General features: G+C 36.3%; 22 protein-coding genes and 1 other annotated feature. Of the genes, 14 read left to right on the top strand and 8 right to left on the bottom strand.

The annotated features are described in order from the left end of the window. Window positions 1-179 precede the first annotated feature (179 nt). From BAU23_RS20685 to BAU23_RS20675, 3 genes are all read left to right on the top strand, one after another. The gene (locus BAU23_RS20685) at window positions 180-1034 is read left to right on the top strand and encodes a CvfB family protein (RefSeq protein WP_000281277.1); all 855 of its coding nucleotides are present in this window, start codon (window positions 180-182) and stop codon (window positions 1032-1034) included. 200 nt (window positions 1035-1234) lie between these two features. Continuing rightward, on the top strand, window positions 1235-1927 hold the full coding sequence (locus BAU23_RS20680; protein ID WP_071735090.1) for a hypothetical protein: 693 nt from the start codon (window positions 1235-1237) through the stop codon (window positions 1925-1927). 39 nt (window positions 1928-1966) lie between these two features. Beyond that, window positions 1967-2230 carry a hypothetical protein gene (locus BAU23_RS20675; protein WP_001153800.1) on the top strand — a complete coding sequence of 88 codons (264 nt, stop codon included), beginning with the start codon at window positions 1967-1969 and terminating at the stop codon, window positions 2228-2230. 135 nt (window positions 2231-2365) lie between these two features. Here the strand turns inward: BAU23_RS20675 and prsA are convergent, their stop codons facing one another. Beyond that, window positions 2366-3223 (bottom strand): peptidylprolyl isomerase PrsA, encoded by an 858-nt coding sequence (gene prsA / locus BAU23_RS20670; protein WP_071735089.1) that lies wholly within the window; start codon window positions 3221-3223, stop codon window positions 2366-2368. Between the two features lie 130 nt (window positions 3224-3353). After that, complete coding sequence (locus BAU23_RS20665) at window positions 3354-3485, bottom strand: DUF3941 domain-containing protein (protein ID WP_001120851.1); 132 nt, start codon at window positions 3483-3485, stop codon at window positions 3354-3356. 101 nt (window positions 3486-3586) lie between these two features. On the opposite strand from BAU23_RS20665, the gene BAU23_RS20660 reads away from it, so the two are divergent. Further along, window positions 3587-4444 carry a YitT family protein gene (locus BAU23_RS20660; RefSeq protein ID WP_071735088.1) on the top strand — a complete coding sequence of 286 codons (858 nt, stop codon included), beginning with the start codon at window positions 3587-3589 and terminating at the stop codon, window positions 4442-4444. 25 nt (window positions 4445-4469) lie between these two features. Here the strand turns inward: BAU23_RS20660 and BAU23_RS20655 are convergent, their stop codons facing one another. The 3 genes from BAU23_RS20655 to BAU23_RS20645 form a co-directional block, all read right to left on the bottom strand. Further along, window positions 4470-4667: a DUF3813 domain-containing protein gene (locus tag BAU23_RS20655; RefSeq protein ID WP_000527405.1), complete on the bottom strand. Its 198-nt coding sequence runs from the start codon at window positions 4665-4667 to the stop codon at window positions 4470-4472. Continuing rightward, window positions 4668-4808 carry a hypothetical protein gene (locus BAU23_RS20650; RefSeq protein WP_000516818.1) on the bottom strand — a complete coding sequence of 47 codons (141 nt, stop codon included), beginning with the start codon at window positions 4806-4808 and terminating at the stop codon, window positions 4668-4670. It abuts the gene before it with no gap. 103 nt (window positions 4809-4911) lie between these two features. Further along, on the bottom strand, window positions 4912-5721 hold the full coding sequence (locus BAU23_RS20645; protein WP_001041222.1) for a Cof-type HAD-IIB family hydrolase: 810 nt from the start codon (window positions 5719-5721) through the stop codon (window positions 4912-4914). Window positions 5722-6211: 490 nt separating this feature from the next. Here BAU23_RS20645 and BAU23_RS20640 point away from each other — a divergent pair, with 490 nt between their 5' ends. Both BAU23_RS20640 and clpB read left to right on the top strand, forming a co-directional pair. Beyond that, a complete protein-coding gene (locus BAU23_RS20640) occupies window positions 6212-6391 on the top strand; it encodes a YjzC family protein (protein ID WP_000531422.1) in 180 nt (59 codons plus the stop codon). Window positions 6392-6561: 170 nt separating this feature from the next. Next, on the top strand, window positions 6562-9162 hold the full coding sequence (gene clpB, locus BAU23_RS20635; protein WP_071735087.1) for an ATP-dependent chaperone ClpB: 2601 nt from the start codon (window positions 6562-6564) through the stop codon (window positions 9160-9162). Between the two features lie 33 nt (window positions 9163-9195). Here clpB and BAU23_RS20630 read toward each other — a convergent pair whose 3' ends face one another. After that, complete coding sequence (locus BAU23_RS20630) at window positions 9196-9378, bottom strand: YjzD family protein (protein WP_001211112.1); 183 nt, start codon at window positions 9376-9378, stop codon at window positions 9196-9198. A 156-nt stretch (window positions 9379-9534) separates the two neighbouring features. On the opposite strand from BAU23_RS20630, the gene BAU23_RS20625 reads away from it, so the two are divergent. The 7 genes from BAU23_RS20625 to BAU23_RS20595 all read left to right on the top strand — a co-directional run bounded on the left by BAU23_RS20625 (window position 9535) and on the right by BAU23_RS20595 (window position 15800). Next, the gene (locus BAU23_RS20625; RefSeq protein ID WP_000028695.1) at window positions 9535-10269 is read left to right on the top strand and encodes a lipase family protein; all 735 of its coding nucleotides are present in this window, start codon (window positions 9535-9537) and stop codon (window positions 10267-10269) included. A 29-nt stretch (window positions 10270-10298) separates the two neighbouring features. Continuing rightward, window positions 10299-11171 (top strand): NAD-dependent epimerase/dehydratase family protein, encoded by an 873-nt coding sequence (locus tag BAU23_RS20620; protein ID WP_000486588.1) that lies wholly within the window; start codon window positions 10299-10301, stop codon window positions 11169-11171. 63 nt (window positions 11172-11234) lie between these two features. Further along, on the top strand, window positions 11235-11411 hold the full coding sequence (locus BAU23_RS20615; RefSeq protein WP_001003333.1) for a ComZ family protein: 177 nt from the start codon (window positions 11235-11237) through the stop codon (window positions 11409-11411). 401 nt (window positions 11412-11812) lie between these two features. Beyond that, complete coding sequence (gene fabH / locus BAU23_RS20610) at window positions 11813-12745, top strand: beta-ketoacyl-ACP synthase III (RefSeq protein ID WP_001100550.1); 933 nt, start codon at window positions 11813-11815, stop codon at window positions 12743-12745. Between the two features lie 31 nt (window positions 12746-12776). Next, window positions 12777-14015 (top strand): beta-ketoacyl-ACP synthase II, encoded by a 1239-nt coding sequence (fabF, locus tag BAU23_RS20605; protein ID WP_000412642.1) that lies wholly within the window; start codon window positions 12777-12779, stop codon window positions 14013-14015. Window positions 14016-14120: 105 nt separating this feature from the next. Beyond that, window positions 14121-14912: a DUF2268 domain-containing putative Zn-dependent protease gene (locus BAU23_RS20600; RefSeq protein ID WP_000539312.1), complete on the top strand. Its 792-nt coding sequence runs from the start codon at window positions 14121-14123 to the stop codon at window positions 14910-14912. Window positions 14913-15053: 141 nt separating this feature from the next. Next, window positions 15054-15800: a YjbA family protein gene (locus BAU23_RS20595; protein WP_000966130.1), complete on the top strand. Its 747-nt coding sequence runs from the start codon at window positions 15054-15056 to the stop codon at window positions 15798-15800. 515 nt (window positions 15801-16315) lie between these two features. On the opposite strand, the gene trpS is transcribed toward BAU23_RS20595, so the two are convergent. Next, entirely contained in the window at window positions 16316-17305 is a 990-nt protein-coding gene (gene trpS, locus BAU23_RS20585; RefSeq protein ID WP_000110997.1) for a tryptophan--tRNA ligase, read from the bottom strand. A gap of 74 nt (window positions 17306-17379) precedes the next feature. Continuing rightward, window positions 17380-17596, bottom strand: a binding site (T-box leader). A 105-nt stretch (window positions 17597-17701) separates the two neighbouring features. Continuing rightward, window positions 17702-18082 carry a DUF3899 domain-containing protein gene (locus tag BAU23_RS20580; protein WP_001044983.1) on the bottom strand — a complete coding sequence of 127 codons (381 nt, stop codon included), beginning with the start codon at window positions 18080-18082 and terminating at the stop codon, window positions 17702-17704. A gap of 319 nt (window positions 18083-18401) precedes the next feature. On the opposite strand from BAU23_RS20580, the gene BAU23_RS20570 reads away from it, so the two are divergent. Next, complete coding sequence (locus tag BAU23_RS20570; protein WP_000727201.1) at window positions 18402-20033, top strand: peptide ABC transporter substrate-binding protein; 1632 nt, start codon at window positions 18402-18404, stop codon at window positions 20031-20033. The last annotated feature ends 30 nt before the right edge of the window (window positions 20034-20063 follow it).

Below are 20063 nucleotides of genomic sequence, written 5' to 3'. Positions count from 1 at the left end.
CAAATTAAGTGTTTTGACGGATCATCCGTAGGGTAATATAGTCCTATAGATAAAGTCTTTATTTAATTATAGTGAATTTTGGACAGTTGGACAAATAAAGGAAAAATCGTGTTATAATTAACTTTTGTTTGGAATGATAAAAAAGATAACTTTATATATATAGAAGGGAATTAAAAAATATGTATTTGCAATTAGGATCGATTGAACAGGTAACTGTTTTACGCGAAACGGAAATCGGATATATGGTTGGAAACGAAGAGGAAGAAATCTTCCTACATAAAAACGAATTAGCTGGAGAAATAGCAGAAGGCGATACAATTGATGTATTCTTATACCTTGATCACCAAAATCGTATTTCAGCAACAATGAAGGAGCCAATTATTACAACACATGATTGGAATTGGGTAAAGGTCGTAGAAGTTATTCCTAGTTTAGGTGTGTTTGTTGATATTGGTGTATCAAAAGATATACTAATTCCACTTGATGAGTTTCCGATTTATATGCCAGTATGGCCTCAAGAAGGCGACGAGTTATATTGTACGTTAAAATTAACGAATCGTGATCGTTTAATTGCTCTTCCGGCAAGAGATTCAGATATGCAAGAAATTATCGTAGATGCAACGCCATCTATGCGTAATAAAAACGTAAATGGACGTGTGTATCGCTCACTTCAAGTTGGTTCGTTCATACTAACTGACGAGCATTTCCGTGCTTTCTTACACCATACAGAAAGAAAAGAACAAGTCCGCATCGGCGAACGTGTAACAGGTCGCATTATTGACGTAAAAGATGACGGTACAATTAACATTTCACTTCTTCCTCGTAAAGAAGAAGGAATGGAAGATGATGCTGCAGTAGTTTATGCATATATGGAAGAACGAGGCGGAGCAATGCCGTTTTGGGATAAGAGCCACCCAGAAGACATTAAAGAACGTTTCAATATGAGTAAGGCTGCATTTAAGCGTGCACTTGGTAAGTTGATGAAAGAAGAGAAGGTTTACCAAGAAGAAGGTTGGACTTACTTTAAGAAATAAAGTGGACTAAAAAGAACTATCTTTTCTCTAAAATTATTAGGGAAGAGATAGTTCTTTTTGCGTTTAGCAAAAATTGAGAGGGGGAGTAAGAGAATCGTTGGAAGAGGAATATTTTAAAGAATATAGAAAGGATAGATAGTTATATCTATATGAAAGAGAATTTGAATTTATTTTTAATGGAAAAGAAAAGAGGTGTGTAAATGAAATATTATAACGCTGGATACCTCATAATTTCCTATGATAGGGAACTTATCTATGAAGATTGTATTATTGAGGGACTATCACAAACGATTTTAACGATATGTAATGGGATTCGGCCTACATTTCCGGATTATTGGTTTTTCCCTTGGTGTAATTCAAATAAAAATGATCCTATTGCTCAGATGATAAATGGAAGGTTGAAGATTAGTAAAGAGGAACATGAAAGTGGACAATCTTTTTTAGATACACTAATGGAAGAAGAAAAGTTCTCGTGGCCGAATGCTTTTAAAAATTTAGAAGATGCGAGATTCTTTAAGCGAAATTATTTAAAAGGGATAGAAAATTTAGAGATTATTAGTTTGCATCTTTCAGAAGAGTATCGGACGGATTTTTTAATAAATGAGCGAGAAGAAAATGACTTTAAAGTTTCTATATATGATTTTCTCGAAAGTGCATTACCTGTTGATGTTGAAAACGATGAAATATTAGGATTTGATATATGTGGCTTTAGTAACAATGATTTTTATTCTTTTCTTCATAACAATTTACAAGAGGGTTTTGGGAAGAAATTAAATGAATTATCACTTGTTGATAAGTATGAAGATGCAAAGCAGATTATCCATTTAATTGATGGTGGGGAAATTGAGGCAGAAGAGGTATTGTGGTATCCGTGGTTAATTTTGAAATGTTAAAGAAAGAGGTATAAGCATCGAATTAAGGGAGGTATGAAAGTGCAAGATAATGTACTGGAACAATTAATAAAGAGCCTTTCCGTATTATCCCCCGAAAAAGAACGTGAAATAGCGGCAGTTGATTTAAGTGATATATATGAGAGTAGTCAAAGGTTTGAAAAGTTGCTTGAGAGTATGGTGAACTTTCAGCAAAATAAAGATGACTTAATAGATATATTAATTGAAGTAGAGATAGAACTAGATCACATCAATTGGCATTATAAAAGTCTGAAGAAAAAGCTGAAAGTATTAATGAAAGAATAAAAGAAGTAGGCTGCTCAAGCAGCCTACTTCTTTATGTTGTCGATTTTGGTCGGCAAATCGATATATTTTAAACAATGCTTATATAATCTCATCTATCATCATGTATACTGTTTAAAAAGTTTGCACTCTTGTTTTTTAGTTCTCTTTCCCAAAAAGATGAGAAAATGTATCTTTTAAGTCACTGTCGTTTATTTTAATATCCGCCTTTTTTAACTCATCTTGTAATAATTTTTGACCGAAGGAAGGGTCGGTAATACGCTCTTCCTCTAAGTCTTTACGTATAGAGCCTTTCACTTCATCGTAAGGCTCTAAATCTTTTTTATCAGTTAGTTTAATAATGTGATAGCCGTTTGGTGATTTAACGGGATTGCTAATTTGGCCGGGTTTTAACTTATAGGCAGCTTTTTCGAATTCAGGTGTCATTTTTCCTGCTCTGAAGTATCCGAGGTCTCCGCCATTATCTTTTGATAATGAATCTTGAGATTCTTGTTTTGCTAACTCTTCAAATGAAGCGCCGGTATCTAATTTTTTCTTTATTTCTTTTGCTTCGTTTTCGTCACTTACTAAAATGTGACTAGCTTTAATTTCTGGTTTATAGTGGTCTTTTATATCTTTTTCTGTAACGCTTTGTTTAATCGCTTCATTCAATGCGAGTTTGAATCTAATTTGATCTTGGAAATCTTTTTCATCTTTTAAACGATTATTTTCTAGTGCTGCTTTGAATTGGTCTCCATATTGATTTTTTGCTTTTTCTACTTCTTTATCTACCGCATCATCAGATACTTTATATTTTTTAGTGATAACATCTTGTGCTACCATTTCATATAGCATGTCTTTTCCATAGCGATCTTTTAATTGCTTTTCGAAATCGCTCTTCGTAATGGTTGAGTTGGTTGTTGTGGCGATTGTGGCCGAGTCATTTTTTTGTCCGCAAGCAGATAGCATTATTATACTTATTAGTGCAGTGATAATGAATATACTTTTTCCTTTCATGCTAACACCTCATCCGAATATGTTATCGCTATTGTAGAATATAGAAGTGAACATGAAGTGAATTTTTAATGTTTTTTTCCTGTAAAATGTAAAAAAAGTACATCAACATTAATGTTGATGTACGATGTAATCAAAGGTGATCGGTTTTCTTAGAATATGCACGTTTTCCTTGTTGAATATTTTTTTGCTCTTGTTCATTTTTTTGAGTGCGCTTTGCATTATTATCGCGTGCTTTTTTGTCGTTATCGCTCGTATGTGGCATATGTATCAACTCCATTTCTAAACGTTGTACGTTTATCATTTCCTTTTTCGTAAAGACTATGTATAGCGGTGCATTCATGAATAATAAAGGTGGATTAGAAAATGGATTTGAAGCTGAATTATACCGAACTTATTAAGAAGTTAGTCGTTGTAATTGTTGCAGGTTTATTAAATGCGATTGGGATGAATTTATTTTTAACGCCAGCGAAAGTATATGCGAGTGGCTTTGCTGGACTATCTCAATTATTATCACAAATATTAGGTGACTTTTTATCTATTCACATATCTACGGGTGTATTGTTTAGTTTATTTAATATTCCTGTCGTTATTTTAGCGTGGAAAAAGGTTGGGAAGGCTTTTACATTTTTTAGTTTTCTTTGCGTTGTATTTATGACTTTGTTTTTAGAAATTATCCCAGTTAGAGCGGTTTCGAACGATATCATATTGAATGCGATTTTTGGTGGTATTATTTCAGCGTTTGGGGTAGGGATTGCTTTAAAGTGGGGTGCTTCTACAGGGGGCCTAGATATTATCGCCATGATTTTATCTAAAATAAAAGATAAGCCTGTCGGTACGTATTTTTTCTTCTTTAATGCACTTATCATTATCGCTGCTGGCTACGTATATGGATGGGAAAAGGCATTATATACTTTAGTCACTTTGTATGTATCAACGAGAATTATTGATGCAATTCATACCCGTCACGTGAAAATTACGGCATTAATTGTTACAAAGAACGGGGGAGATGTGAGAAAAGCGATTCACTCTCGTTTAGTGAGAGGGATTACAACTATACCGGCAACAGGTGCTTATACAAATGAAAATAAAGAAATGTTAATGATTGTTATTACTCGTTACGAGTTGTACGAATTAGAGAGGGTTATTAAACAGGTGGACCCAGGTGCATTTACAAATATACTGCAAACGGTCGGGGTGTTTGGGTTGTTTAGAAAAGATTAAAGAGGACCAAAGCTGGTCCTCTTTTTTAATGCGAATTCGTAATGTTTTGCAATTGCTCCTGCATTTCACGTAGCTGAACTTTTTCAGCGGTTGAAGAGTTTGCATAAGCAGAGTGCAAAGAGTTTTTTGCTCTATAAACGAGTTCCTGTTGTTCAGCGCCACTTGAACAAGAAACGGCACTTGCAACAGCGTCTCTAGCTTGTTGGAATAGTAAGTTCCCCATTTAAACCCCTCCAAATGAAGAGTTACTTCTTGCTTTTTCTGCCTCAGCTAATGTACCTCTGTACGGGAATCTTGCATCATGCTTCATAATAGAATCGGCTCCTTGCTGGATAAAACGTTTTGATTTGTTCTTTTTACCCATTCGAAAAACCCCCCTTATTTAGCTGAAAACAATTGACGCGCTTCTGTGCGTCTAATAATAGTATGAGCGTTTGGCGAGAAACTATAAGCAGGGAATTTTTAGATTACAACCCAAGAACCTCTTCTAAATATAGAGCGATCCCATCTTCTTCATTCGTTAATGTCGTATGATTTGCGAGTGATTTTAATTCAGGAATTGCATTACCCATTGCGATTCCATGACCAGCAAATTCGATCATTTCAAAGTCGTTATCTTCATCACCAAAAGCGATAATTCGCTCTTTAGGAATATTGTAATGGCCTGAAATTTTTTGTAATCCGACAGCTTTATTTAATCCGCTTTTTACAATTTCAATAATGGGCCAAGGGGCACCCCATTTTCTATGGTCGATGACTTCAGCATGCATATCTGTTAAATGCTGACGAATTGCAGCAGAATGCTCGTCATGTGCATCGATTAATAAGCAAGTTGGGTGGTCGTTTAAAATATTTAATAAATCTCCTGTGAAAATCTTTGGAGAACCGAATTCAAAAATATGTTTTTTATCTTCATCAATTTCACGGACATACACATCATCCATGACTTCAGCATAGACATTTTTCACGCCGAAATCAAAGCAAGCTCGGACGATTTCTTGCGCTGTTGAAAGTTCAAGAGGAGAGTGATGTGTTCCCCAACTTGAATCAAGTGGGTGATGCACGTAAGCGCCATTAAAATTTACGATTGGTGTGTTAAGGCTAAGTTCTTTATAATAGTCGTAACTAGCGCGGAATGGACGCCCTGTTGAAATAACGACAATATGTCCTTGTTCTTTTGCTTTTGCAATTGTGTTTTTAGTTCTTGGAGAAATTATTTTGTTGTCTGTTAATAATGTTCCGTCTAAGTCTAATGCGATTAAATGTTGTTTGTTCATAATTTCACCTCTTATAATAATTTTTTTGTTTCTATCTGTATTTCCGTTTTTAATATGCAGAAATAAGAGGTTAGACTGGGTGAAACTACTGTAGATGAAAGTTTCACTATATATCCATCTTACGTCGCGAAGCGCTGTGGTGTCTACTATTTCTCGTTGGAAATTAGGAAAAGTCAACATCTTTTTAGAAAGTTCAAACAATGTTTCTTTCGTTATGTACAATTTGTGAAAAGGGTTACATTGTTTGAACAATGCGACTTATAATGAACATGTAATCTTCTCGTATATGTTTGACTCTCCTTTGAAACTGGCCTAAAGTAGGTTGGTTTCTTTTTTTTCAACAAATATGCCAATAATTCCTGCTTAAGCTTGTGTAATTATATATATGTACATGGGTAAACCGTAGTACTTGTTTCCTAAACATGACAGAAAAGCTTTCTTTTAAAATGGATATACTAATGAGGCAAGACGTCATGGAAGGAGAATGGAAATGGGACAAAATCGCAGGTTTCGTTCGGGGCAAAAAGCGCCAAATGATGGCATTTACGTAGAAATTGGTGAAACGGGAAGTATGGTGAAAAATCCGCAAATGGTACAATTAACTGCCGGTGAAAAGTTTCCAGATAACACGAATCATAACCGTCAGTGGACATATAAAAGAAAACCGTAACAGAAGCCGCAATCGTTATTGCGGCTTTTTGATTAGGAAAATGAATGTTACTTTTGCATTTTCCAATAATAAGTTTGAAATACATAAGCAAAATTATTGTATAAAAAAGTCAGTTGGCGTATAATCAAATCAAAGGTCAAAGAAAGTCAAACATTTGGAGGACGGTAAAGATGGACTTAAATCAAATGACAACGAAAACACAGAAAGCGATTATGAGTGCTCAGTCTTTAGCGGTATCTCACCATCATCAAGAAGTAGATACTGTTCATCTATTGCTTACGTTATTAGAGCAGCAAGACGGATTAGCAGTACGTATTTTTCAAAAAATGAATGTCGATATAGAAGCGTTAAAGCAAGGTGTAGAAAGTTTAATTAAGAAAAAGCCTTCTGTAACTGGAAGCGGGGCAGAGGCGGGAAAATTATATGTAACAGGTGCTTTGCAACAACTGCTTGTAAGAGCAGGGAAAGAAGCAGAGAAATTGCAGGATGACTACATTTCAATCGAACATGTATTGCTTGCTTTTTCTGAAGAAAAAGGCGATATAAATCAATTATTTACGAGATTTCATATTACGAAAGATAACTTATTACAGTCTTTAATGACAGTTCGGGGGAATCAAAGAGTGACTAGTCAAAATCCAGAAGCAACTTATGAAGCGTTAGAAAAATATGGCCGTGATTTAGTGGCTGAAGTGAGAGCAGGGAAAATTGATCCTGTTATTGGCCGAGATAGTGAAATTCGCCGCGTAATCCGCATTCTTTCACGTAAAACGAAAAATAACCCGGTTTTAATCGGAGAACCAGGTGTTGGTAAAACAGCAATCGTTGAAGGATTAGCACAGCGTATTGTGAAAAAAGATGTCCCAGAAGGATTAAAAGATAGAACAATCTTCGCTTTAGATATGAGTGCACTTGTGGCCGGAGCAAAATTCCGCGGTGAGTTTGAAGAGCGTCTGCAAGCTGTATTAAATGAAATTAAAAAGAGTGAAGGGCGTATTTTATTATTCATTGATGAACTTCATACAATCGTCGGCGCTGGTAAAACAGAAGGAGCGATGGATGCAGGGAATATGTTAAAACCGATGCTAGCTCGTGGTGAACTACATTGTATCGGGGCGACAACGTTAGATGAATATCGTAAATATATCGAGAAAGATCCAGCGTTAGAAAGACGTTTCCAACAAGTATTAGCAGAAGAGCCAACTGTTGAAGATACAATTTCAATTTTACGTGGTTTAAAAGAGCGTTTTGAAATTTATCACGGTGTAAATATTCATGACCGTGCAATTGTAGCAGCATCCGTTTTATCAGATCGATATATTTCTGATCGTTTTTTACCAGATAAAGCAATTGACCTTGTCGATGAAGCTTGCGCAACAATTCGAACAGAAATTGATTCCATGCCAACAGAATTAGATGAAGTAACGCGTCGTATTATGCAATTAGAAATTGAAGAAGCTGCTCTTGGGAAAGAAAAGGACTTAGGTAGTCAAGAACGTCTAAAAGTACTGCAACGTGAATTATCGGATTTAAAAGAAGTTGCAAGTGGTATGAGAGCGAAATGGGAGAAAGAAAAAGAAGATATTCACAAAGTTCGTGACTTACGTGAACATTTAGAACGCTTGCGCCGTGAGTTAGAAGAAGCAGAAGGAAATTACGATTTAAATAAAGCAGCTGAGCTTCGTCATGGGAAAATTCCAGCTATCGAAAAAGAGTTAAAAGAAGCGGAAGAAATGGGTGCACATAATAAACAAGAGAATCGCTTATTACGTGAGGAAGTAAGTGAAGAAGAAATTGCAGATATTGTTTCACGCTGGACTGGTATTCCTGTCGCAAAACTCGTTGAAGGTGAACGTGAGAAATTATTGCGTCTAGAACAAATTTTATCAGAGCGTGTTATCGGTCAAGAAGAAGCGGTAAGCCTTGTATCAGACGCAGTTCTTCGTGCGCGCGCTGGTATTAAAGATCCGAATCGTCCAATTGGTTCATTTATTTTCTTAGGTCCTACAGGTGTTGGTAAAACTGAACTTGCAAAAACATTAGCACAAACGTTATTTGACAGTGAAGAGCAAATGATTCGTATCGATATGTCTGAGTACATGGAGAAACACGCGGTGTCACGCTTAATTGGTGCGCCTCCTGGATATGTTGGATATGAGGAAGGCGGACAATTAACAGAAGCAGTAAGACGTAAACCATATTCTGTTATTTTGTTAGACGAAATCGAAAAAGCACATCCAGAAGTATTTAATATTTTATTACAAATGTTAGATGACGGACGCATTACAGATTCACAAGGTCGTACAGTAGACTTTAAAAATACGGTTATTATTATGACTTCAAATATTGGATCTGCTCACTTATTAGAAGGGCTAGAAGAAGATGGATCTATTAAAGAAGAGTCAAGAGAACTTGTAATGGGACAATTAAGGGGACATTTCCGACCAGAATTTTTAAATCGTGTCGATGAAATTATTTTATTCAAACCTCTTACAACGAATGAAATTAAAGGCATTGTTGATAAGATTGTGAAAGAACTACAAGGCCGTTTAGCTGACCGTCACATTACAGTAGAATTAACAGATGCAGCGAAAGAATTCGTTGTAGAAGCTGGATTTGATCCAATGTACGGAGCTCGTCCGTTAAAACGATATGTACAGCGTCAAGTTGAGACGAAATTAGCGAGAGAATTAATTGCAGGAACGATTACTGACAATAGTCATGTAGTAGTTGATGTAGAAAATAACGAATTAGTCGTTCATGTGAAATAAAAAAAGAGTTCGGATAAAATCCGGACTCTTTTTTTAGTGTTGTTCTACTGGCTCGTTTGGAATCGCAGCTGAAATCGCTAATACTAAAACCGCAAGAACAACTGAGAAAATAGACGCTTGGTTAAAGTCGTATGTACCGCCAGTCATAGAGCCGATTACGTAGCTCATCATATGTACAAGCGCGAACGACCAAATTAATGCCCAAATGAAACGCATATTTTACACCTCTATTCGTTCAATCTGTCCTTATTGTAACACAATTGAAAAAAGAATATAGAAAAATATTTGTAGATTTTTCAACGCAAATTTGCATTCTGTTCATACATTATAAAAGAGTACTTTTATACGTTTAGAAAATAAGGCGGGGGAAAAATGAGTATTACGGAACGTTTTTTTTACTTAGAAAAAGAACCATGTGTAATTTATTTACCGGAGAAGCCAAATGGATTTTCTGTAATGCTTCTTGGTGATTACAACTACTTTATTGAGAATGGTACAAGTTTATGGACACAGCATGCAGGGAGAGCTTATTTTTTACAGGGTCTTGTTGAAAAAGGCTATACAGTCTTTTCATCTAACTTATACGGAAGACATTGGGGAAACGATCGAGCTGTACGTTTAGCGAAACGTTTGTATGATGTCGTACTAAGAAAAGAGACATTAAATGCGAAAATGCACATTATGGCAGATGGTATGGGAGCGCTTGTAGCACTTGAGATGATGAATAAATACCCTGAATGTATACGTTCTGTCGTTATGTTAAATCCGTGTTTAGATTTACCAGAATATGTGGAGTTTGAGAAAGAGCATAAGTTTTTTTACAAAAGATTAGTGAAAGAATTAAGTTTGGCGTATGATTCCAAAGAAGAAGAATTAGAATCAAAAATAAATAAGAAATCATTTGCGCTTCTTCCGTCGTGTGTACCGGTTAAAATTTTCGTATCAACACAAGAAAAAAGAGGAAGAAAACAATTGTTACGCAAATACGAGAAAATGAGGCAATTCAATCAATGTGATACTTCTGTCTTATTCCATCTCCAAGATGTGAAATATAAAATGGTTAGACAAACGACTGATTTCTTTAAAAAATATGAAGAAGAATTGTGAAGCTCCCATATACATAAATGAGGAGCTATTTGTTTCAAAAGGAAAGGGTTGGTGGTATGAAACGCGTGCTGATTATAGGTGCACTTACGTTTGTAGGTTATCACCTTGTGAATAAAATGATTGCAGAAGAAGTAGAAGTATATGGTCTTGATTTTGATGAATTTGATAGTATGACAAAAATTAATGAAGAGAAATTATTGTTGATTGGGCGAAATGCATTATTTACGTACTATTCTATAAGGGATGAAGACGGATGGCGATCGGTAGAGGAAGAGAGTTTCGATACAGTTTATTTTTGTTTGTATGAGCCAAATCAGCAAAGTGGCTTTCGGAATGAAAGAGTCATATTACAATATTTAAAACGAATCGTAAGAATGTGTGAAAAAAATAAAGTAAAGTTAAATCTAATTTCTTCTATTGAAATAGGAAGCACTGAAGAATCTGAAAACAAACGTCTGTTTTCGAAAGTGGAAGAAGGGTTGAAAAAAGGAGAATTGCAGTATAGTGCATATCGAGTTCCTACATTATATGGGCCATGGCAACCGTCGTTTATGATGTATCATCAGCTCATTTTATCAGAACTTGATGAAAAAGAGTGCCGTTGTATAAGTGGAGAAAAAGGAAGTGATTTACTTTACGTTGAAGATGTATGTGAATACTTATGGGAAAATGGAATGAATGTAAAGCACCTCGGTATATATAATTTACTTAGTGGAAAAGAAGCATTATGGGAAAAAGGTATGAGCCTTTTACATGCAGATGGTAAGGTAAACAAAAAAGATGAGGATATAAGAAATGAAGCGGTAGAGGTTGTTTCTCTTAAAAGAAATACGCCGTTAGAATTTGGTTTAAATAAACAATTGGCACATATGAAAAAGTATAAAGAGTTATACGAAGGGTAGTGTACGTGTTACACTATTGTATGGACTATAAATTGAAAGTTTTATTGGAGAGGAAGAGCATATATGAACGAAAAAAGCATGCAATTTTTACAAATCGCAATGAAGCATTTACCAGAAGCTAAGGCAATTTTAGATGATAATGGAATTGCACTTGATATGGAGAAAGCACAGCCGGTGCTAGAGCTATTGATGAAAGTAATGGGCGAAGCATATGAGCTTGGGAAAGCTGATAAAGAATAAAGAAACCTTCTTTTTTGAGAAGGAGAGAGGCTCGAGCCGTATGTAGAAGCGGTAAGGGCCTTTTTTGTTTCGAGCGAGGTAAGGCCAGAGCGGTGATGAGAAGAAGGTCTTAGTTTTGAAGGGAAGCTGATAAAGAATTAACCCGTCTTTTGAAGGGGAGGAGGCCCAAGCTGTGAGTAGAAGCGGTAAGGGCTTTTTTGTTTTGAGTGAAGTAAGGATATGGTGATGGAATAATTTGTATTTCAAAATAGCAGGGATTTTTCTGTTTCTTTTAATGAAAAATAAAGTTGGTAATACGCTGTCTTTATTTTTTAGCTGAAATATATTCTAGACAAAAGTACATTTATGTTTTAAAATTAGTACCAAGTCATAATAATTGATATAAAACGGAGGGCTGCGATGTGAACGTGGGCATTTTAGGGATCGGAAGATATGTGCCAGAAAAAGTAGTCACAAATCACGATTTAGAGAAAATCGTAGATACATCTGATGAATGGATTCGTACGAGAACGGGAATTGCAGAAAGACGCATTGCCGATGATACAATAGATACTTCATATATGGCGGTAGAGGCTTCTAAAAAAGCACTTGAAGATGCAGGGATTAGCGGAGAGGATATCGATCTTATTTTAGTCGCAACAGTAACGCCGGATCGCGCATTCCCGGCAGTAGCTTGTGTAATCCAAGAAGCAATTGGCGCAAAACATGCAGCTGCAATGGATTTAAGTGCAGCGTGTGCTGGCTTTATGTACGGAATGATTACAGCGCAGCAATTTATTCAAACGGGAACTTATAAAAATGTATTAGTAGTTGGTAGTGACAAACTATCTAAAATTGTAGATTGGAACGACCGAAATACAGCAGTACTATTTGGGGACGGAGCAGGTGCTATCGTAATGGGAGCTGTTTCGGAAGGAAAAGGTGTACTTTCATTCGAATTAGGAGCGGATGGAAGTGGCGGTAAGCATCTTTATCAAGATGAGTATGTTATGATGAATGGCAGAGAAGTCTTTAAATTTGCCGTTCGTCAACTTGGTGATTCTTGCCTTCGTGTGTTAGAAAAAGCAGGACTTACGAAGGAGGATGTGGACTTCTTAGTACCACATCAAGCGAATATTCGTATTATGGAATCTGCAAGAGAGAGATTAAATTTACCGAAAGAAAAAATGAGTATGACAATTGAAAAGTTCGGTAATACATCGGCCTCTTCAATTCCAATTGCGATGGTAGAGGAATTGCAAAATGGACGTATTCAAGACGGTGATTTAATTATACTAGTTGGTTTTGGCGGCGGATTAACATGGGGAGCAGTCGCTCTTCGTTGGGGTAAATAAGGACTGAGAGAAAAAAAGGAGTGTATTTTGTATGGAAAAAAAGAGGGTCGTAATTACAGGATTAGGAGCTGTTACACCGATCGGAACAGATGTTGAAACAGCGTGGGAAAACATTAAAAAGGGCGTATCTGGAATCGGACGACTTACAAGAATTGATCCAGAACTGTTTCCAGCAAAAGTAGCAGCAGAAATTAACGACTTTGAAGTCGAGAAATATATTGATAAAAAAGAAGCGCGCCGTATGGATCGCTTTACACAATATGCAGTAGCAGCAGCGAAAATGGCAGTTGCGGATGCGAAGCTTGAAATTACAGAAGAAAACGGACCTCGAATTGGTGTATGGATTGGTTCTGGTATTGGCGGTATGGAAACATACGAAGAACAATTTAAGATTTTTACTGAAAAAGGTCCGCGTCGCGTGAGTCCATTCTTCGTACCAATGATGATTCCAGATATGGCAGCAGGTCAAGTATCAATCGCTACAGGAGCAAAAGGAATTAACACTTGTTCTGTAACGGCTTGTGCATCTGGTGCAAACTCAATTGGTGATGCATTTAAAGCAATTCAGCGTGGTGATGCTGATGCGATGATAACGGGCGGAGCAGAAGCACCGTTAACAAGTATGGCATTTGCTGGATTTAGTTCAGCGAAAGCATTAACATTTAATGAAGATCCAGCGACGGCTTGCCGTCCGTTCGATAAAAACCGTAGCGGTTTCGTAATGGGTGAAGGATCAGGAATTCTTATTCTTGAAGAATTAGAGCACGCATTAGCACGTGGAGCCCATATTTATGCGGAAATTGCTGGTTATGGTGCAACGGGTGATGCGTTCCATATTACAATGCCTGCTCCTGGCGGTGAAGGCGGAGTGCGTGCAATGCGTCAAGCTTTAGCTGATGCAGGTCTAAAGCCAGAAGATATTGATTACATTAATGCGCATGGTACAAGTACAGATGCGAATGAAAAGTATGAAACGATGGCAATTAAAGAAACTTTCGGCGAGCATGCATATAAAGTAGCGATCAGCTCAACGAAATCAATGACAGGTCACTTATTAGGAGCAGCGGGTGCTGTTGAGGCGATCTTCTCTATTAAAACAATTACAGACGGAGTGATTCCTCCGACAATTAACTATGAAACGCCAGATCCAGATTGTGATTTAGATTACGTACCAAATGAAGCGAGACATCAAGAAGTAAACGCGGTATTGAGTAATTCATTAGGATTCGGTGGTCATAACGCAGTATTAGTATTTAAATCGTATAAATAATAGATGAAATAAGGTGTTTTTTCGTAAAAAATTACGAAAAAACACCTTATTTATTTTTACGCTCTTTCCTTTTTTCGCATATACATAAAAAAAGGAGGGATGAAGATGGGGGTTGTTGATACGGCAAAATGGCTACACCTGTATTATGGACGCCCAGAAAAACTTTGTGAGAAATTTACAAAGTATATACCATTGCCAAAAGAGAGGTTGTATCGATTTTTAATCTCTAGAGGTATGTATCGCCCGGTAATGCGGGGGGAGCAGGAAATTAAAGAATTAGAGAAAAAAGAAATTTGGAAAGAACTTAGCATGGAGTATGAAAAATTAAAAAGTTGGCTAAAAGGTCCGGATGTTCCTATCTTTATTTTATTATCAGATTCATATAATCGAACTGTACAAGAAGAGTATAACGGGAAGGCTGGTTTATCTATGCGTCACGTTATTTTCTTATTCGTATGTGGGCGTAATTCAGTAGAGGAATTAAAAGCTCTATTAACGCATGAATATCACCATATATGTAGATTGCATCAAATTGAGACGAAAGAAACAGAGTATACATTACTTGATACGATGATTATGGAAGGGTTAGCTGAGCAAGCTGTATATGAAAGGTATACAGAAAAAAGATGCGCACCGTGGACTACTTACATTTCAAAAGAAGATGCTATTTATTATTGGAAAAATTCAATACAAAAACGAATAGATGTAAAGAGAGGTACGAGGGAGCACGATGTTGTATTAAATGGACTGCACCCGTATCCGAAAATGCTTGGCTATGCACTTGGATTCCATATTGTAAAAGATTGTGTAGCTTTTGAAGGAGAAGATACACTTTCTTTATTATCTATAGATGCGAAAGAAATATTGAATAAAGCAAATACATTTCATGTTTCATAAAAAAACAGGAGAGCTATCTCTTGTTTTTTTATATTATAGAAGAAAAAATAATAATTAGAATATATTTCCTTAGGTGGAATAAAGTTAAGCAAAAATGAACATAATGATTGATACAAACAGTAGTGAAGTGAGGGGTAGTGAATGTTATATCTACATGATGTATGGGTAAATTGGTTTGAAGGTGAAGAGAATGGGTATAACGTTTGTCATTTTTACGAATGGCGGAAAGATGATACGATTGAGCTATTAGATCAAGTGCCATTATTAAAAGTAGATTCCACATTATATCATTACATCGAGAACGAATTGTTAGAGCTTCCGCAAAAGTTATTGGAAGACGTACATCATAAGGCTTATATTCGTAAAAATCACGAACGTTTGCAACAAGAATATTGTTTTGTAGTTACAGATGGAAAAGGAATCATCGCGATTGATTCAATCGGCTATAATGTGCCAATTAGAAAAAGTAGGCTTATACCTCGTCAAGAGCAGATGGTATATGAGATGGTAGAAAACGTGCAAGCGGAAAAGTATGAGTTCCAGGTAGAAGAAATTGAAAAAGAACATCATATTTTATCACCATCGCCTTTCATTATGAATGGCTTGACTCGTAAAGAAAGACAGCTAAAACAACTATTATTTATGGCGTTAGATCAATTACATACAACGAAAAATCCAGCTGAAATTCGCTATTGGTTCACAGAGTGGGATCCATCAGCATACGGAATGGTTCAACATATGGAATTTGAAGATATTTGGGCTAAACTTTATGATGAAGCGAAAACTGGATGGTCTGAGAAGCACGAACAATTATGCGAGCGCCTTGTAAAAGGACAGCCGTTTTTTGAAAAGCTATGGGAAATGGAAAACGAGCAGAAGGTAAATTAAAAAAACCGCCAATTGGCGGTTTTTTTTATGGAGTTGGCAAGAATGTTCGGTGGCTTCGCGCCTTCCTGCGAGGCAAAAAGCGCCTCTACGTCAGGAACTCCATCCCCCTCACATTCTAAGCGAGCCGCTTCCGCTTTTTGTAGTAATCCAGCTCCGGCAGCAAGCTCTTCGTGTCTAAGAACCTTCCGCATAAGAAGACAAAAAGCGTCTTCTATGCGAAAGAACCTTAGCCAGTCAGAGCTGAACGAGCTGCCTCCGCTTTATGTAGAAATCCAGCTCCGGCTCCTAGCCCTTCGCGTCTAAGAACCTTCCCCACGAGAAGGTAAAAAGCACCTTCTGTGGGAAAGAACCTTAGCCAGTCAGAGCTGAACGAGCTGCTTCCGCTTTATATAGAAATCCAGCTCCGGCTCCTAGCCCTTCGCGTCTAAGAACCTTCCCCACGAGAAGGTAAAAAGCACCTTCTGTGGGAAAGAACCTTAGCCGTCAGGGCTAAGCAGTCGCCTCCGCTTTATAAGTTACCTACGTTTTCTACTTAATCCCATTGCGTTTTCTACTTTGCGTAGTTGTTTGAATGCAACGCGGTTTGCTTTTTCTGCACCTTTGTCTAGAATTTCGTCTAGTTCTGGGGAGCTGATTAGTTCGTTATATTTGTCTTGGATTGGGCGAATTGCTTCTACGACTACTTGTGCTAGGTCGCCTTTGAAGTCGCCGTATCCTTTTCCTTCGTACATTGCTTCTATTTCTTCAACTGTTTTTCCAGAGAATGAAGAATAGATTGTTAATAAGTTAGAGATACCAGGTTTATTTTCTTTATCGAATTTCACGATACCTTCAGAGTCAGTTACAGCACTTTTAATTTTCTTTTCAATTGTTTTTGGCTCATCAAGCATACTAATCATTGATTTTGGATTTGGATCAGATTTACTCATTTTTTTCGTAGGTTCTGTTAATGACATAACACGAGCGCCTACTTTTGGAATGCGAATTTCAGGAACTGTGAACACTTCACGGAAGCGTTTGTTGAAACGCTCTGCTAGATCACGTGTTAATTCCATATGTTGCTTTTGGTCATCACCAACCGGCACGATTTCAGTGTTGTAAAGTAAAATATCAGCAGCCATTAATGGTGGATACGTAAGTAATCCAGCCGGAACTGAATCTCTACCAGAAGCTTTATCTTTATATTGTGTCATGCGCTCCAATTCTCCAACGTAAGCAACTGATTGCATAATCCATCCTAGTTGAGCGTGTGCTGGTACTTCTGACTGTACAAATAAAGTAGCTTTTTCAGGATCGATGCCGCATGCAACATATAGTGCAGCAAGACTGCGGATGTTTTTACGAAGTTGTACTGGATCTTGAGGTACTGTAATTGCATGTTGGTTTACAATGCAGAAATAACAGTCGTGTTCGTTTTGAAGCTCTGTAAATTGCTTCATAGCTCCTAAATAGTTTCCAAGTGTAATTGTTCCACTTGGCTGAATACCAGAAAAGATAACTGACATAAGTAATTCCTCCTAAATTTGAATGTGTGATAGGGAAGAGAAGGCATACAAAAAAGCCCATTCATCCCAAATTACATAGGGACGAATGGACCGCGGTACCACCCTAATTATTTCACTGTTGTGAAATCTCTCAGATCCATAATAACGTCTGGATATAACGCCAAAGCCTACTACTTACGGTTCGGTTTGGTGCTCAAAAGCCCATTCCATATTGCACAATTACTTGTTCACACCAGCCACAAGCTCTCTGAAATTGCCTCAATATGTACTCTTCTTTATCATCGCATACATATAAAATTATTTATTGTTAACTGAGCCCTTTTAATATGAAAGAACTAAAGTTTTATAACAAAATGTTTTGCTGATTATTATATCATATGGAATAGCGTTTGCAAACTACATCAAAATAGTAAAGCTAATGAGAGTCGAGAACATACCAAGTACGATACCAGTAATACAAATCGGATACGTCCATTTGAATGAATATGTTTTATAAATACGCTCTTTCTTATCGGTAGGTTCCTCTGCTTCTTCAATTAAAGAGTCAATTTTTTTGTTCGTACCAAATACTCTTTGGAATGCGTAAATTGTTACGTTAAAAAATCCATTTTGAAATATGTATAAAAAACCACCTATAAGAATAAAAAACAATGAGATATAGAATGAGATGTTGACAAAATTCAACAAAAACTGAGATGAAACGAGGAATGCGCCAACACTAGAAGCGATTATCGCTACAAAAAATAGTATACAAGTATGAAAAAAAACTTTATTCAAAATATTCCCCTCCGTCAAAATATTACTAGAATTATTATACTATAAAAGCTATAATAAGTAATATAAATAATTTTTTGAAAATTATACGCAATTAAAGTGTTAATTGCAAGATGATGGTAGCAATGTTAACGTATTCCTTTACAAAAAAATAAAAAAATAAATAATTTATTAAAAATTTTAACAAAAAAACAAAAAACTATATTCACAATCGTCATATTATATGTATAATGAAAATTGTAGAAACTTGGAGATTATTCTTTCAATTCTACTTTTTTACAAGTGAGGGTACAGGAAGTGCAATTAGGGGAGGCAATACAACATGAAGAAAAAGATACCGTTATTAATTGCATCAACGTTGACAGTGAGTATGTTAGGAGCTTGTAGTTATCAAAAAGAAGATAACAAAGCAGGCGCAAAAGAAAAAGCCTCAAATAAGCAAGTGTTAAACCTAACTGAAACAGCTGAGATTCCAACAATGGATACGACGTTATCAACAGATGCAGCATCTTCTAACATCATGAATAATACAATGGAAGGATTATATCGTCTGGGGAAAGATGATAAACTCGTTCCAGGTGTCGCTAAATCCTATGAGAAATCAGAGGATGGTAAAAAGTACGTATTTAAATTACGTGAAGATGCGAAATGGTCTAACGGTGAGCCTGTAACAGCTAAAGACTTCGTTTATTCTTGGAGAAGAGCTGTAGATTCAAATACGGGTGCCAAGTTTGCTTACATACTATTTGATGTTAAAAATGCGGAGAAAGTTAACAAAAAAGAGTTACCAGTTGAAGAACTTGGTGTAAAGGCCGTTGATGATCACACACTTGAAGTGGAATTAGACAACCCTGTTCCTTATTTTGTAAGTTTAACAGTCTATCCAACATTTTATCCTTTGAATGAGAAGTTTGTAAAAGAACAAGGAGATAAATTCGGATTAGAATCCAATACGACACTTTACAATGGACCATTCGTTTTAAATGAATGGAAGCATGAACAAAGTTTCAAATTGACGAAGAACCCGACGTATTGGGAAAATAAAGTAGTAAAACTTGAGGAAGTAAACTTCAATATTGTTAAGGATCGTTCAACGGCTATAAATTTATATGAAACAAAAGCAATTGATCGTGTAGTATTAACATCAGAGTTTGTAGATAAATACAAATCAGATGCTGATTTTAAAACAATTAAGAGACCATCTACACAATTCATTCGCTTAAATGAAAAAAATAAGTTTTTAGCAAATAAAAATATCCGAAAAGCAATTGCGATGTCCTTTGAACGTGAAAATATCGGAAAAGTTATCTTAAACGATGGTTCAGAAGGAATGTATGGTTTTGTTCCGAAAGGTTTGGCAAAAGGACCTAGCGGAAAAGACTTCCGTGAAGAGAACGGAAAGCTTATAAAAGAGGATGTTAAAGAAGCCCAAAAATATTGGGAAGCTGGTAAAAAAGAACTTGGTGTAGACAAAGTAGAGTTAGAGTTATTAAACTTTGATACTGATGATGCTAAAAAAATCGGAGAGTATTTAAAAGGACAATTCGAAAAGAACTTACCAGGTTTAACAGTTTCAACAAAAATGCAGCCATTTGCACAAAAATTAAAACTTGAAGCAAGTGGAGATTATGCGATGTCATATGCGGGATGGAGTCCAGATTATATGGATCCAATGTCATTCCTTGAAATGTATACAACAGGTAATTCGCAAAATAAAGTGAATTACGCAAATCCAGTATATGATGAACTAATTAAGAAAGCCAAAACAGAAGTAGATGTACAAGCTCGTTGGGATGCTCTATTAAAAGCAGAACAACAACTGCTTGAAGATGCAGCGATTGCTCCAGTATATCAACCTGGAAAGGCATATTTACAACGTAGTTCAATTACAGGCCTATTAGAACATAAATATGGCGGAGAATTTAGCTATAAGTGGGTTGAACTCAAAAACTAAAAATGGTTTCCATCATGAATAAGGGTATAT

Source organism: Bacillus nitratireducens, assembly GCF_001884135.1.
In the GTDB taxonomy this organism is placed as follows: domain Bacteria; phylum Bacillota; class Bacilli; order Bacillales; family Bacillaceae_G; genus Bacillus_A; species Bacillus_A nitratireducens.
Note: the sequence above shows the minus strand (reverse complement) of the source record. Positions and strands in the feature narration are given on the sequence as shown.